General features: G+C 33.3%; 9 protein-coding genes. All 9 read right to left on the bottom strand.

What is annotated here, in order from left to right; genetic code table 11:
- Positions 1–121: 121 nt before the first annotated feature.
- Complete coding sequence (locus tag RVS70_RS20230; protein WP_321134623.1) at positions 122–877, bottom strand: hypothetical protein; 756 nt, start codon at positions 875–877, stop codon at positions 122–124.
- The gene (locus tag RVS70_RS20235) at positions 867–1,685 is read right to left on the bottom strand and encodes a Hachiman antiphage defense system protein HamA (RefSeq protein ID WP_026679821.1); all 819 of its coding nucleotides are present in this window, start codon (positions 1,683–1,685) and stop codon (positions 867–869) included. The genes RVS70_RS20230 and RVS70_RS20235 overlap by 11 nt, the downstream gene beginning before the upstream one ends.
- A 79-nt stretch (positions 1,686–1,764) precedes the next feature.
- Positions 1,765–5,106 carry a DEAD/DEAH box helicase family protein gene (locus RVS70_RS20240; RefSeq protein WP_121604344.1) on the bottom strand — a complete coding sequence of 1,114 codons (3,342 nt, stop codon included), beginning with the start codon at positions 5,104–5,106 and terminating at the stop codon, positions 1,765–1,767.
- A gap of 35 nt (positions 5,107–5,141) precedes the next feature.
- Positions 5,142–6,293, bottom strand: a complete 1,152-nt coding sequence (locus RVS70_RS20245) for a restriction endonuclease subunit S (RefSeq protein WP_051388238.1) — start codon at positions 6,291–6,293, stop codon at positions 5,142–5,144.
- On the bottom strand, positions 6,290–7,756 hold the full coding sequence (locus RVS70_RS20250; protein ID WP_026679819.1) for a type I restriction-modification system subunit M: 1,467 nt from the start codon (positions 7,754–7,756) through the stop codon (positions 6,290–6,292). The genes RVS70_RS20245 and RVS70_RS20250 overlap by 4 nt, the downstream gene beginning before the upstream one ends.
- Before the next feature lie 112 nt (positions 7,757–7,868).
- The gene (locus RVS70_RS20255; protein ID WP_026679818.1) at positions 7,869–9,710 is read right to left on the bottom strand and encodes a TnsD family Tn7-like transposition protein; all 1,842 of its coding nucleotides are present in this window, start codon (positions 9,708–9,710) and stop codon (positions 7,869–7,871) included.
- Positions 9,711–9,735: 25 nt separating this feature from the next.
- Positions 9,736–11,598: a TnsD family Tn7-like transposition protein gene (locus RVS70_RS20260; protein WP_162986340.1), complete on the bottom strand. Its 1,863-nt coding sequence runs from the start codon at positions 11,596–11,598 to the stop codon at positions 9,736–9,738.
- Between the two features lie 18 nt (positions 11,599–11,616).
- Positions 11,617–13,314 (bottom strand): ATP-binding protein, encoded by a 1,698-nt coding sequence (locus tag RVS70_RS20265; protein WP_321134629.1) that lies wholly within the window; start codon positions 13,312–13,314, stop codon positions 11,617–11,619.
- Positions 13,311–14,882: a Mu transposase C-terminal domain-containing protein gene (locus tag RVS70_RS20270; RefSeq protein ID WP_321134631.1), complete on the bottom strand. Its 1,572-nt coding sequence runs from the start codon at positions 14,880–14,882 to the stop codon at positions 13,311–13,313. The genes RVS70_RS20265 and RVS70_RS20270 overlap by 4 nt, the downstream gene beginning before the upstream one ends.
- Between the last annotated feature and the right edge of the window lie 79 nt (positions 14,883–14,961).

Here is a 14,961-nt window from a genome sequence, read left to right on the forward strand (position 1 = left end):
CCATTGATGTGTGTATAATCTTAAATATCATACAATGGGAGAGCTATATATTTTACTGGTATATTTGGGTAAATAAGTGTTTCTTCTAATCTAGCGGAAACTGTCTACTTTAGTTTAGCAGTCACAAAAGGTGCTGTGCTGGCCAAAATTCTCTTATAGATCTACTTTTATACAAGATTTCTTCCCATCTATTAATAGGAATGCCAGTGTACTGTGGTAAACAGTACCATACAGAGTTTAAAATACGTTTCTTGATAACTGCACAAATGATATCTGCGAAAAGTAACTGGCGAGGTGTACCATTACCATAAGCAATTTTTCTAATATAAAGAGCATTTTCTATGAGTACATCTTGTCCTTTTCCGCTATTATAATAATCATTCATTTGGTTATACATCTCATCAACGATCTTTACATATGGCCCTTCTACTTCCCTCATCTTTTTAGAATAATCCCCTTGAAGAAGCCAAAAAAGCAATTTTTCAAGTCCTTCTGCATCCAAATCAGGACATTCATCACCCAATTGCCCAGCAAGTACAATTGAACTTCCGGGTAAATCACATAAGTAGTAAGATGCAGACCCTAACATTAAAAGGTAAGGTGTAAGTTCCTTTTTTAAACGTGATTGCAAATAAGAATCAAAAAAACGAGCTGAAAACTGAAGGTTTTTATGTAATTGGTTAATTTTATTTTCGTCTACTGACTCTGAATTTATTTGCGCAGCGAGATCACCAAGTATGCCAATTGACAAATTAAAAAGCCTAGCAGGATCTTTGGATATTTGTATGTGATATTCTGTTGGTACACCGTACTCATACATCTTTGCTTTTGAACGAGTAACACCTAATAATTGTTGAGATTTATTATCAGGCTTCATCTGCAGATCTCCTATAAATTTCATGAACCAGTTCCATTAGTTCATCACCATGTATAATAAGAAGTTTCAAATTATTGGAGTTGGGATGGCTACTAGTTTGGGTTTTTATTTCTTCATTTGGATCAAATATAGCTGTCGATAATAGGGCTACTGCGCCATAAACCTCTGTATAAGGACGATCCTCCAAGTTTTGAAACCTTTCGATACGTTCAGCATCATGAAGCATCCCTTTATCAAAGAGGCGTTGCTTAATAGCATTAAGCGACTCGCCTATCCTGGAATGATCTTTTGCTGAGTCGTTTACCGCATCCTGAAGTCTATTTTGTTTACGTCCCGTGAATTTTGCTTTCGCTTCAAAAATCGCTAGCGCATCATCTAAGGAATCCTGTTTATCACTTATAATTTTGAATCCTATAATATCACTTCCCTTAGTTGACTCATTTCGTACTGTCTTATCACCATAACGAGTCCGAGGCACCCAATAATTCAGGATATATTGAAGGTAATCTGATACTAATATTTCACTAAAATCTCCCGCACGAATACTAGGTCCAGGAGCCACAGAAGAATCAGGGAATTTTATTTCTTTTAAGTATTCTGCTCTTGAGAAATTGTAACCCCTCCTGTAAAAATCTATTTCATCATCGAGACAATAGTGATTTCTGAAGTGACTAGCCCATGTAGATAGAACCTCATCATCTGTTTCATGATTCAATACCCATACATCAACTGTTTCCCCATCAGCTAAAGTTAACTTTTCGCCTGTGTCCACAAGCCATCTTAGGTGTTCCATACTAACCATTTGCATAAATATCACTCTCTATCCATTGTATTTTTAACTAATTAAATACGCAATAAAAAATAAAGTAAGAGACATAACCTAAACGTTATGCCCCTTCTGTAAATTCTGAGTTGTTATTAATTTGGTCAATTATATGAATAATCTTTCTAGCATCATCGATATTATCCTGGAATAACTCTGAAATACTACCTAACGATCTAAAAGGATCTTCTTGTAACACCCTTTTTTCTAAGTAGCCATTCTTTATGACGTAGTCCATGATAAGCTTTACAAATTTAATTTGACTACTGTTTAACCGCTGTTCTGCTAAGAATTCAGAGAAAGCTTCGTTCGCTGCTTGTCGATCTAAGCCTACGATTTGTCGTACGAGCCTTGTGATAGGTGTATCACCGAATTCTTTCTCATACTCTTCTTTTGTCCCAAGCTCTTCCCACAAAATTTCTTCTAACAATTGAACATCTTTTTCCGTCAAAGGTTTATTATTTCGTAATTTAAAAATTGCTACCTGATCTTGATGCTCTTTCAAGTATTGGTTAACACGTTTTCGGTAATTTTGTAAATTGTTTGCACCATAAATAGGGCTTTCTTCTCTACCTATCACCTGGAACGTGTCTTTAAAATTGATGTAATAATCTTTTTGATGTTCTTTTTCAAGGAATTTAATGAGATCCCTCATTACACTTCGAACTTCCTCTAGGTCAAACAAATGTGCTTCTTCCCAAAACTTATCATCTTGTACTTTGTTAAGCAATTCCTTGTTTTGGCTTATTTGAGGGATTGTCCCAAGCTCGCTTAATTTTTCCGAAGTACTCACAACACTACGAATTTGCTTTGTTGCACTGTTAGCAGTTAAATAAGCTAATTCAATCGTAAACATTACATTATCAAATCGTTTTGCCATCTCATCATCGTCGATTGATATAATGAGAGGTGAAATGTGTTCTTTAATTTCATTAATATTAGAAACCGATAAAGATTGCCAGTTATTTTTATTTTTATATTTATGAACATACTTCAAATTCATCCGTACTTGAAAGTTATCCTCATTTAAACGATTAACTTCTTCAAGCTGTTCTTTAATCAATTCCTCACGATAATTGATATAATCTCCTTCTTGAAAGTCTAGTGCCTGTAACTCTCTTACAATATCTAGTTTCAATTCGAATATTCGCTGGGTTAAGCTGACTGTTAGTCTACCTTCAATTCCTTTTGAATTTTCTCTAAAGAAATCGAAATTACGTAGGTAATCAAAAATTAAGAAATACTCTTTATCTTGACCTGGACCAAATAAATCCTCACACAAGCGTGTTCCACGGCCAATCATTTGCCAGAACTTAGATTTTGAACGTACTTTTTTAAAGAAAACAAGGTTTACAACTTCAGGAATATCTATTCCTGTATCAAGCATATCAACAGATACAGCAATGTGAGGTGTTTTATCTTTAGTTGAAAAGTCATCAATTATGGTATCAACGTAATTAACGCTATAATCGATTTGACGACAAAAGTTACCACCATAGTGCGGATACAAGTCATTAAAACGTTGAACGATTCGTTTTGCATGTTTGGAGTTTTTGGCAAAAATAATCGTTTTCCCTAAGCGATCTCCCCCTTCAACTTTAATTCCTTGTTCCATCAAATCATTAAGCACTTGATCAATTGTATTATCATTAAACAACCAATCATTCATTGCTCCACTAGCAATATAATCTCCTACATCATCATCAAACGTATCTTCATATTGTTCTTTTTCTTCTTCTGATAGTTCATCGTAACGCAATCCATCATCAAGAAATGTAGAAGTAGATTCAATTGTACGGTAGTCGACTAGATACCCATCATTTACCGCTTGCTCTAGTTCATAAGCATACGTCGGGTTCCCTGATTCTAACCCAAAAATATCATACGTATTTTTGTCTATTTCATCTTTTGGTGTTGCTGTTAATCCTAGTAGGATACCATCAAAATACTCAAAGATTGATCGATATTTTTTATAAATACTACGGTGACTTTCATCTATAATAATTAAATCAAAGTGTCCTACGGTAAATAACCTTTTCCCATCTTTTCTTTTTATGTCATCAATAGCATTCATCATTGTTGGATAAGTAGAAAACACCATTCTGCTTAATTCAGGGTCATCTTTATTATCCAATAAGTTACAAACGCTCATTGATGGAAGGAGATTATTAAACGAATTCTTTGCTTGTTTTACAAGTGCTGTTCTATCCGCTAAAAACAACACATTTTTTACCCAGTTATGTCGGACTAGTATGTCTACAATTGAAATCGCCGTTCTTGTTTTTCCAGACCCAGTAGCCATAACGAGGAGTGCTTTCCGTTCCTTCATTTGAATTGCTTCCGCAACATTTGTGATGGCTTCCTTTTGATAGGGGCGGTTCGTAATATCATCATTGATATTGATTTTAACTAGTGGTCGTTTAAATTTTCTTCTTGTTATTAGGAGTTCAATGTCTCCCTTTGTGTAAAAACCGGACACCTTACGTTCAGGATATTCTAAGTCGTCCCAGATACGAGTATCAAATCCATTTGTGAAAAAGATTATAGGACGTTGGCCACTCATTTGTTCTATGCAATCTGCATAAAGTTTTGCCTGCTGTTTCCCTTGATATAGGTCTACTGAAGTTTTCTTCGCTTCAATTACAGCAATAGGCTTTCCATTATCTCCAAGTAAGACATAATCTACAAAACCGATACCCGATCTATTCGCCATATGTGCTACTTCATATTCTTCAATAACGTCCCTACCAAACTCCCACCCTGCAAGTTTTAATTCAAGATCAATGTAGAGCTTTCGAGTTTGATACTCTGAGATTTCATCAACTTGATAATTATAATCCTCCGTATTTCGTACTCGGTTCTGTGTTGCCTTTTTACGTAGTTCATCATTTTCCTTCTGCATCTCTTCTATCTTTTTATCTTTTGAACTCAGTTTCTCGTATAAATCCTGATATTCTTCAGGTCTTTTCCGTGGTTCATTACCTGTTAAGAGAATCGACTCATCGAATTCTGTGCCTGTGTATTCTAATGAATAGCAATAATCAATCCAATTAACAAGTTGGTATAAATTATATAATGAGGTCACTGCTTCTTCACGCGATATTTTCGAGTTTGTATGAACCGCAACATTACCTAACTTTATAATGAACTTCAAAAGTGGAAAGAGGTCATTGTCAATAATGTCCCTAAAAGTACGCTCATGAATAAGACTTGATAGATTATCTTGATATGGAACCTTCAGATCCTTATCAAAGCTATACATCCACTTAACCGCAAGCTCCAATGCACGTCTTGTTAATATAGCACAAGTAGCCGGACTTACTTGAAGGCTTTTTTCAGCTTCTTCACAAGCACCAGAAAAACTTTGATATTGGGTTTTATTTTTTAAAAACTCAAAGTTAGACATTTGGGGCACCTCTTCCTCTTCCGATTTTTAGTCGGTTAAAGTTGCTCTACGGTGTCGTCATTGAATAGTTCGCCTTTAAAAGCACGACTATTTAGAGAATTAAATAACAATTTATAGTTTCTTAAAGTAGATATTAACTGTGTTTTTTGTTTTTCAATAGTTGATACCCTTTTAGCATATAGATTTTGCAGTTCAATATCTGGAACTACAACTTCTAGTTGCTTAAGCTTTTGTTTTGAAATATTTGACATTGATTTTGCACTACCACTGGATAAGTCTTTTAATTTTTCTTTAACAGAAAAATTATTAACCAACTGCCACAAAAACAATTTGTTAAGTTCGTTCTCTTTAACAATTAATCTAAATATGGTGTCTGGAAATATTAATTTTTTTTGTGTATTAAATACGTAAGCGCTAGTCCCAACCAGTTCTGGTGTGTTTTTTCTATTAAACAATAAATCACCTTTTGTTATTTCTAATTCCTCTTTTGGAGTTAGAGATTTTGGTAATGATTTATTCTCTTTTACTTTAAAAATTCCTTTTGTTATTGCACCTAATTTCAAAACACCCCATTCACCATTAAGTGCTGGGTATGAGTGACACTTTGGACTCCAACCGCCTTCTATATGTTCCAAATATTCACCAAGCTTCTCTTTCTTCCACCCTTTTGGATTACTTATGGGATTGCCAAACATATCTAAAAAAATACTTTGTTTTAAGGAATTTAATTTTGAAATTTGATGCTCTCGTTTTTTTATGATATCTTCTGACTTTGATAAAATGTAAGCTATTTTAATTTGTTCTTTTATATCAAGTAACGGTATTTCAGCATTTGTTAAATTACCTAATTTTATATACTTAATAACTCCACCGATAGATTGTTCTCTTAATTTTTCAACATACATCTTTAAAAAATAATACAGGTACTTTACATTTAGTAATTTAGTATCAATTGACTCAACTATATATGTCCGTTGATAAGCATCAAATTTACCATTGTAATATTTAACATTTAAATCACCATTTCCTGCGACTAATACACACTCAGAATCATATGAGTAACTATTAATTCTAGAAGGATTAATTGAACAAGTAAAAAAAGGATATTTCCCATTAGCCTCAGCTGCATTGGCATTTAACTTTCCTGTCTTAATATTTGTAAAATCACCTAACTTCACCCATTTCATTTTAGGAACTCCTCCAATTCTGAAATGGCTTCTAGTATCTCTTCTTCATCTTTTTTAATTTTTTCAATAATTAGCTTAGGATCTTCGTAATTAATCTCTTGGTGTACTGTTTTCTTATAATTATTTAGTGACAGATCATATTCCTTCTCCCTAATATCTCCTAAGGGTACTAGAAAAGATTGTTCAGTACGTTTCCTACTTGTCTCATTTTCTAATTTATTAAATCTATTAATAATATCTGGAATATCATTTTCCTCAATCGGACTTCTTTTGTCATCTAAAGATAGCCCATCTGCCTTCATATCGTAAAACCATACTTGATCCGTTCCCCCCGCTTCTGTCTTTGTAAATATTATGACTGCAGTTGAGACCCCTGCATATGGCTTAAAAACTCCACTTGGCATTTTAATTACTGCTTCCAATTTATGATTTTCAACAATTTCTTTTCTTATTGATTTATGAGCATTTGAGCTTCCGAACAATACCCCGTCCGGTACTATCGCCGCAGCACGACCCCCCTTTTTTAGTAAACGTAAGAATAAACTCAAGAAAAGTATTTCTGTTTTTTTTGTTTTTGTAATTCTTAGTAAATCGTCTGAAACAGAATCATAATCTAAGGAGCCCTTAAAAGGTGGGTTTGCTAAAACCATTGTATAGAGTTCCCGGTCTTTGTTTTGTTCAGATAAGCTATCACGATAGTTAATATTCGGATAATCTACACCGTGAAGCATCATATTCATTGCCCCAATACGGAGCATAGTGTTATCAATTTCAAAACCATGAAACATATTTTTATTAAAATGCTCTCTTAAGCCTTGAACATAAAACATATCATTGTGATTTTCACGTAAATATTCACTTGCAGACACTAAGAAACCAGCGGAACCGGCTGCTGGATCAACAATTATGTCTTCAGGTGTTGGTTTCATTAGTTTTACAATCATATCTATGATATGACGTGGTGTACGAAACTGACCGTTTGTTCCTGAAGTTTGAAGTTTCGATAATAAATACTCATATAAGTCACCAAGGGTATCTTTCTTAGATTCTCCCTTTGTTGTTTCGGGAAGACTATTAATACCTGAAACAACTCTTGCCAGTAAAGAAGGTGTTGGTATTACAAATACGGCGTCTTTTAAATATTTTGCATATGCAGAGTCCTTTCCGCCCATTGTTTTAATGAATGGAAATACTTCTTGCGATACAACATTAAACATTTCATCTGGTCCCATATTTGCAAAATTCGACCAACGCAATTGAGGTTTATCTTTTGGGAATATCCCTTCGTATTCTAGACCTAGTAGCTCATTATCCTTTTCTTTTTGGTTTTCTCGATCGTCAAGCCCTTTTATATATATTAAATATGTAAATTGCTCAATTACAGTTAATGGGTTAGTAATCCCACCTGTCCAAAAGGTTTCCCATATTTTATCTACTTTGTTTCGCATTTCACCTGTTATCATTTAAACACCTCTACCAACTATATAATAGAATAATAGTTACTAACAATTATACAACACTTTTACTTTTTACAAAATCTGTAGATTTCTTTTATTGTTATGTCCCTTTTTTCATTTATAAATTTCTATTAACAATATTTACATCTAAATACTCGTTACAGTACTTAGCTATTTTTTGATCTACTGCCTCAGATCTACCTTTAGCTATTCCCGCCTCTCTCCTAACAAGACTCTCTGTAAGAGTTTTCCGAGATTCAATTAACTTTTTAACAACACCTTCTACCCTTCTTAACTGAAATTGTTCATGGGATTCGACAACACAATTTATATATTCACTTGTTTTAGGCATCTTTTGTAAAAAATCCTTCTTTAACAAATCCAGTTTTTCAACAACCCTCCCTAAAGCATACAATGTAATTCTTTCTGGCTTTTCTTTGTCCAATAAAATTTTTGTCCCTTTTTTAACAGCATTTAACATTTCATTATCTCTTTTTTCCCAATCAACTTTCTTAAATCCAACATTATTGATATTAGGGGAGTTCTCCCTTAACCAATTCTTATCATGCCGATTTAAAAAAGCATATGTACTCATATCTTGCTTTTTAATTCTTTCTAAGGAATATTGAGGGTTTCTTTTTAATATTTCTAGCCACTTTTCCCTATAATCTTCTATTAATTCTAAAGGATATGATACCCTTCGCTTTTTACCATTTGAATAGTCTAGATATTTTTGCTTAATGTGAAGTAATTTGTCTATATTATCTTCATAGCCTCCATTCCTCTTCTTTGTCTCTTTATACAATCTCTCAAATTGTCTTTCCCATTTTGGGTCTATGTATTTTATCTGTTCAATACTAAAATTATTTATGTTATCTGATTTTGTATAAGTAAATCCACAATCACATGAAAAAATGCCTATTTCGGTTTTGTTTACAGGGCTTGTTCCGAGTTCTGCGTTATTAATAACCATTTGTTGATAGTGATCAGAGAACGGATTAAAACAAGGATATGGCCCCTCACCAAATGGACTTATTATTTTGTTTTTATAATGGTTCAGTGTATCAACATTTTCATTTAAAAAAAGCGTTAATAATACATGTTTGATAGGAGGGAATACTTGATTATGTTTTTTTACGATACTACTTAACCAGTTACTTCTCTTGCAACCATTAAATTCTGCTCCCAAGATATCCAATATTTCTTCTCCGAAATAGTTTTGGAAATCCATAAGTAATTCTTTATGGTTGACCATCTTACCTTTTAGATAACCTTCACGATGTAATAAATATTTATAAACATCCACAATATTGTCAAAAGATAAAAGGAGATTTTGGTTTGCCGTTTTAAGGCATTCCTGTGCAACTTGAAGCAAAATAGATTCCGAACTTTTTTTAATTGCAGTTGCAGGTGGCCTATCTAATGGGCAATTTTCAAGTGAAGCTACTTCAAAAATATTTTTTTCTTTGAATCTAGGTTGCCACAATACATCGCTGTCCCTAAGTGGTTCCATGTGTTTTAAGCAATAAAATACACCTTGAATCTGATTGTCTTTTCGCCAGAACGTCTCACCATATTTTAGGTAATCATCACTAACACATTTCGGACAATATCTAAAATATTTATTTGTCGGACTTACATTACTAGTTTTACTTTCGCCACCACTTGCAATAATAGTCAATAGTTCCTTCTTTGTTTCCTCCCTTGAAAAGTTGGTAAAATACAAATATAGGGTGTGTTTATTAACCAAATTGTTAAAGTCGATATGATTCATATGAGATATATTTTTTAAAAAAATACTTAGTTTTCTCGGGATATCCGCATATGACCTTACAAGATTCTCATTAAATAAGTCTAAATAAGTATGTTTAGAATATCTATTTCCCGACCTATTATGATACCTCGCAAATACACTATACATTAATTCGTTTTCGTAAATTGATGGAAAAAATGCTAACAAGACTTCCCCCCTTATCTAAATCTATTTATAAATCAATCCCCTTATTTATTTCCTTATCTATTGCATTAAGAACATCGGGATTTAGACATTCGCCTAGCCCCGAATAGCGCATAATTCGCCATTCCTTAACTTCGATATTAAGATTTCGCATCTGTGACGCTTTTATCTTAATCCGACGTATTTGAAATTCTTCGATAGTCTCTGTTACTTCATTCAATGCCTCTTTGCATTTAGGCAAAACATCTAATTGTTTTTCGAGTAGCGATAATATACCTAATTGTTTACCAATTGCACTAATAGTTACTCGAACCAAATCATCTTCATTACCTTTAATTCTTTCGCCTTCTTCCTTAATTAACATGGATAACTTTTCATCTCGCATTTTCCAATTAACTCTAATAGCTTTTTGCTTGTTCACCTTTTTTGGAGGAAGATTTTCAAATAACCAATACTTATCATTTCGATACAACCATATATATACAGATGAGAGCGTTTCTCTAAGTCTTGTCCGACTATATTGAGGATTTTTTTCTTTATGTTTTATCCATTTAACCCTATATAAATCCCTTTTCTCTTTGTTCGTTCCATTTCTTCTTTCCGGCACATAACCACTATCTAATTTTTTAATATATTTACTGACTGTACTTCTGTCAGCCCCTATCTTCTCTGCTATCTTTACTAACGGTACTTTCTTCTGATAAAGCTCTCTCAATTTATTTTCCCATAATTCCCCATAGTTTTTTATTCTGCCCACTTTAAATCGGTCTTCTTCCAATTGATCCGGACCTCTTCTAGAATAAACAAACCCACAGCCACAAGTGAAAGTTCCTACCGGCTTTCCAGTTTCGTAACAATTAGTAATTTCAAGTCTGGTCATTACGCTATCCAAATAATGATTTGCAGTTTTGTTTAAACATGGATAAGGTGGGGAGCCAAAAGGTTCATATTGAAGATGATTTCCTTTTATATTATTTAATGTTGCGATATCTTCATCTAAAAACCTGATTAATAAAAGATGCCTTAGAGGGTGGCAGGAAACACGGGGTTTTCGTAATAGTTTATGTATCCATGTGTCCTCAGCATTTTTATCTATATCACTGTCAAGTTTACTTAATAATTCACTCCCTATATATTTAATAAACTCAGGTAAAAAATCCCTGAACCTGATTCTAGATGATACTGTAACAAAGCCTTTTTCTCGTAACTTATACACATAATAATCTCTAATCTTTTCTAAACCTAAGGGGGAAATTTCCAGTTCAAGAATTGTAAGTGATTGTTTTGAAATAAACTCTAAGTGATTCCATGAACTTTGTAACAACTTCGCCTTTCCTTTATCATTTATTTCAATTTCATTTAAATCATAAAATCTTTGTTTATTCATTGGTACTTTAAAAGGAATATTGGATTCATTTAACGATTGCAGGTGAAACGGGCATATGAAAACTCCGGATAATTGATGAGATCTATGCCAATAGGCTTCTCCGTATTTTGTAACTTCTTCTTGATAGCACTTTATACAGTATCTTAAAAATCTAGGATATTTTATCCCACTTGCGGTTATACCTGTAAACATGTGGACACCACTCGCATCACTATTAATCATTGTTTTTTTTAACATATTCTCCCTATCTTTAGGTAGGAATGGTGAATAGTAATGAAATAAAGTATGCTTTGCCAAGAGGTAGTTTGAAGTATAAATGTTGTTAATACGATTACAAATATCCATTAGGTTCCCTGGCAAATCAGTTATTGGGACCTTTGTTTCTACGCCGTATAAATCAACCAAGGTTTGTTTAAAACTCTTATTTCCACTTCTGCGGTGATACCTAGCCAACCAACTATACAGAAGTTCATCTTTATAAGGACTTGGAAAAAAACTTAACAAATGTCTCACCACTTTACTTTAATTTAAAAATTCATCAAATGATTTAACTATATTTGCATCTCTTAACGCTTCTTCAAGGGCTACTTTTTGTTTCTTCGCATTTTCAGCAATTAGACGAATATCATTCTTGTTTGAAAAGTGATTAACTGTTTTACTTTGAACTAACTTTTTATTGAGTTTATTATCTTTATTTACTTCTCTACTTTTTATCATTTGTGTAATAATTGTTTGCTGTTCATGTAAAGCCTTCATTCCTTTATTAGAATTCATAGCATCTTCAACTATAGTTCTAGCCTCTTTTTCTGATAAATCAAAGTTTAATGCGAAATTTAATAGTATTTCGAAGTTTTTCTCATATTTATTTTTATTTATTGCTCGTTTATGTTCAGAATTAACTTTTCCATGTAACCCTAGTCTATTTCCTAATGCCTTGACGTACTCATTAGTTTCATTCCAACCAGGTTTAATATCATCATACTGTTTAATTTTTTCTTTATCTCCTATGCGTAAAGCATCTATCACACCTTGAACTAATTTCAAATTTTGTTTAGCAACCGTCTTTAACAACCTTACTGATAATTCTTCCTGACCATAGGCAATAGCGTATTGTTGTGACTTTATAAATAGATTTATTACAAAATCCGTAACGCCTTGAGTTAACTCATACATTGCATTACTTAACTCTTCTGTTAAAGGCACCTTTTTCTCCGTCCATTGATACTCCCACAAATTACTTAAGAACAAATCCCATTCATCTTCTTTTGTCATTGGATCTAAGAATTCAGAACCCATACCACTTGCCCTACGACCATTAGCTAACAATTTATTAAATAGAGGGATTGCTTTATAAGTTCCAATATAGACTAAGGGGACACCTAGTTTATTGCTTAAATCAACAAAAAAATCCAACATTAGTTGCCCTGCTTCTCCCTTTTTCATCCTTTGAATTTCATCTATTACTAGAACACCAACACAATGGAGTGAACAAACATGAGACATTGCTATAATAAGATCTTCCTCATTAATTCTAGATTTAACAAACTTTTTATAATAGTTTGTTTGGAGAATTTGATCGACAGTTAAAAAGAATTGCTGACAAAGAGACTTTCTTGATCCATTAAACGGACATTCCAATTTAATCCAAACTATTTGTTTTAAATATCCTAATTCTAACCCGTTATATTTATAATCTGAGTGAATTATAACCTGGGGGTACATTAACAATATTTTTTCAATAGCAGTTGTTTTACCAATTCCGCTAATTCCAATTATTGTGTATGACTTGGCTGTAGACTGATTTCCTATAATATTCTTACCATCCTCATCCAAATCAACATTAAGTATCTCCTTTATTCCTACTGCAAACTGTTTAGCATAAAATGGAGATAAAGGATTTCTGCTAACATAACCTCTTCTTATCATTATGGAAAGGTTGGACTCAATTTGTAAGTGAACCAATAACGGTTGCATATAATCTCGAACTTGCTCTATATAATGCAACCTAATTTCAGGAGGCTTTTGTCTATCTTCGGCATAGTAGTCTGGAAAATTTAATAATCGCTCTCCTACATCAATTTGTGAATTGATAGCAGGTAAAGCTTCAATTAAAGGATTCTTTCTATACTTCGGTATCTCCTGTTCATTATATTTTGCAGTTATTTGCTTTCCCATCAGAACAGAGATAATACTCCCGTCAAAAGCAATATCTTTTTTCATTTTGCCGATCTCCTTACTTTACTTTGCTGTTTTAACATATTTATAAGAGAATCCTTTCCTTCACTATTGTCTTTACTTTGCTCCATATCAAACTCTAACAAATCAGCTTGTCCATCTTCATTTGTTCCACCTAGAGTGTTATCCCAATTTTCACTTTCTCGCATTGATTCCTTTTCTTCTTTTCGATTTTGTTTTATTGCTTTTGTTTGACTTGACTTACTTTGTCCAGGTATTTTTAACTCATTGGTTTTATGAGTTTCATCTGCAATTATTTGTTCTATGTGTGTGTCTGCATCTGAGGATATTTGCCTTTGTTCACTTTTTATAAATTCTTCTGAAATACTTCGCGCATAGCTGTATTCTTCATAATCTTCAATTCGGGGTTCAAGTTCTCCATCAGCAATTAATTTATTTAGCATATTAAATTTTTCATATTCACCTTTTTCTTTGCGAATAAATATATAATTAATGCTTCTTGGATCATACGACACATTTATCTTTTTTCTACCTTTTATAACTGGTTCTTCAAACCAACCCTGCTCTATTGCGTAATCAGAAGAATAGTACCGCTTATTAAAGTACACACCTTCTCTTGTAATAGAGGCTTGTTTAGACGGCATTAAAGCTAATCTAATTAAGTCACTATCAATTTCCTGTAAATAACCATGTTTATGCTTAATCCCCCACTCCCAAAGTTCAATAGGTGTTGGTATTAGCTTATGTTCAATCATTCCGCTTGTTAAAGGATAGTTAGAAATGATCTTTCTATTGTGTTCTAAAATAGATAATACAATGATTCTTTCAAATGCTTTTAAGGTCAACTTTGCATCTAAACGATAATCTTTTCCGCCTCTTTCATGGTAGTCTTTGTGAACAGCTCCTGGTGCCCACTTTTTAATTTTTGTGTTTATTGTTCGAAAATGTTGCTCTACAATTCCTTTTAAATCGGCCCTATATGGCGGCATATTGTAAACCATAATCCCAAGTAAGTCGATTAAGCTTTCTGCATTATACCCTTCCATCTCTCCCCTATCTGCTGCAATTACTGTGGGCATGTGATGAGCAGGCCATTCCCACTCTTCAATATTTATGTTTAATTCTTTACAGTACTCTTTTTTATTCAAACTGGTATTTTCTAATGCAAGCATCGCACTCAACCATGAAGGGCCCTCTAATCCTACATAAAGCCCAGTTACTAGTCTTGAAAAAACGTCTTTTACAATATAAACAACAGGACGTCCAATAATTCTGTCACGTGATAACGAACTAACAAGATATACATCAGCGATGGTTGCATCAATTTCAAAAATTGATCCTGGTCCAACTGCTCTTCTAGAAGCCTCACCAACGTTTGGTTTTGCTTTTAATTGGTACTTCCTTTCCCCTTCCTTCTTCAAGTACTTTTCCTTTGAATTGTGTTCATTGTTATACCAATATTTAAATTGTCTATATGTCGGTACATCTTCACTCTTAGGGAGTATCGGTGCTTTAATTCCGTTTTTAGTAAAGTAATAACCTTCATAAGAAAAACCGGGCAAAAACCAGCCCGGTCCTTTCCTGTTTGCCATAGCTAGAGCACATCCGATAGTTTGTATTCGTGTCCTTGTACTCCTTTATAATACTCCGGATACATTTCTCCTCCACATT

Source organism: Virgibacillus sp. M23, from assembly GCF_034190895.1.
Lineage (GTDB): Bacteria > Bacillota > Bacilli > Bacillales > Amphibacillaceae > Virgibacillus > Virgibacillus salarius.

Coding starts and splice junctions, on each gene's coding strand:
- RVS70_RS20230 (WP_321134623.1), bottom strand. CDS start 877: ATGAAGCCTGATAATAAATCTCAACAATTATTAGGTGTTACTCGTTCA.
- RVS70_RS20235 (WP_026679821.1), bottom strand. CDS start 1,685: ATGCAAATGGTTAGTATGGAACACCTAAGATGGCTTGTGGACACAGGC.
- RVS70_RS20240 (WP_121604344.1), bottom strand. CDS start 5,106: ATGTCTAACTTTGAGTTTTTAAAAAATAAAACCCAATATCAAAGTTTT.
- RVS70_RS20245 (WP_051388238.1), bottom strand. CDS start 6,293: ATGAAATGGGTGAAGTTAGGTGATTTTACAAATATTAAGACAGGAAAG.
- RVS70_RS20250 (WP_026679819.1), bottom strand. CDS start 7,756: ATGATAACAGGTGAAATGCGAAACAAAGTAGATAAAATATGGGAAACC.
- RVS70_RS20265 (WP_321134629.1), bottom strand. CDS start 13,314: ATGAAAAAAGATATTGCTTTTGACGGGAGTATTATCTCTGTTCTGATG.
- RVS70_RS20270 (WP_321134631.1), bottom strand. CDS start 14,882: ATGGCAAACAGGAAAGGACCGGGCTGGTTTTTGCCCGGTTTTTCTTAT.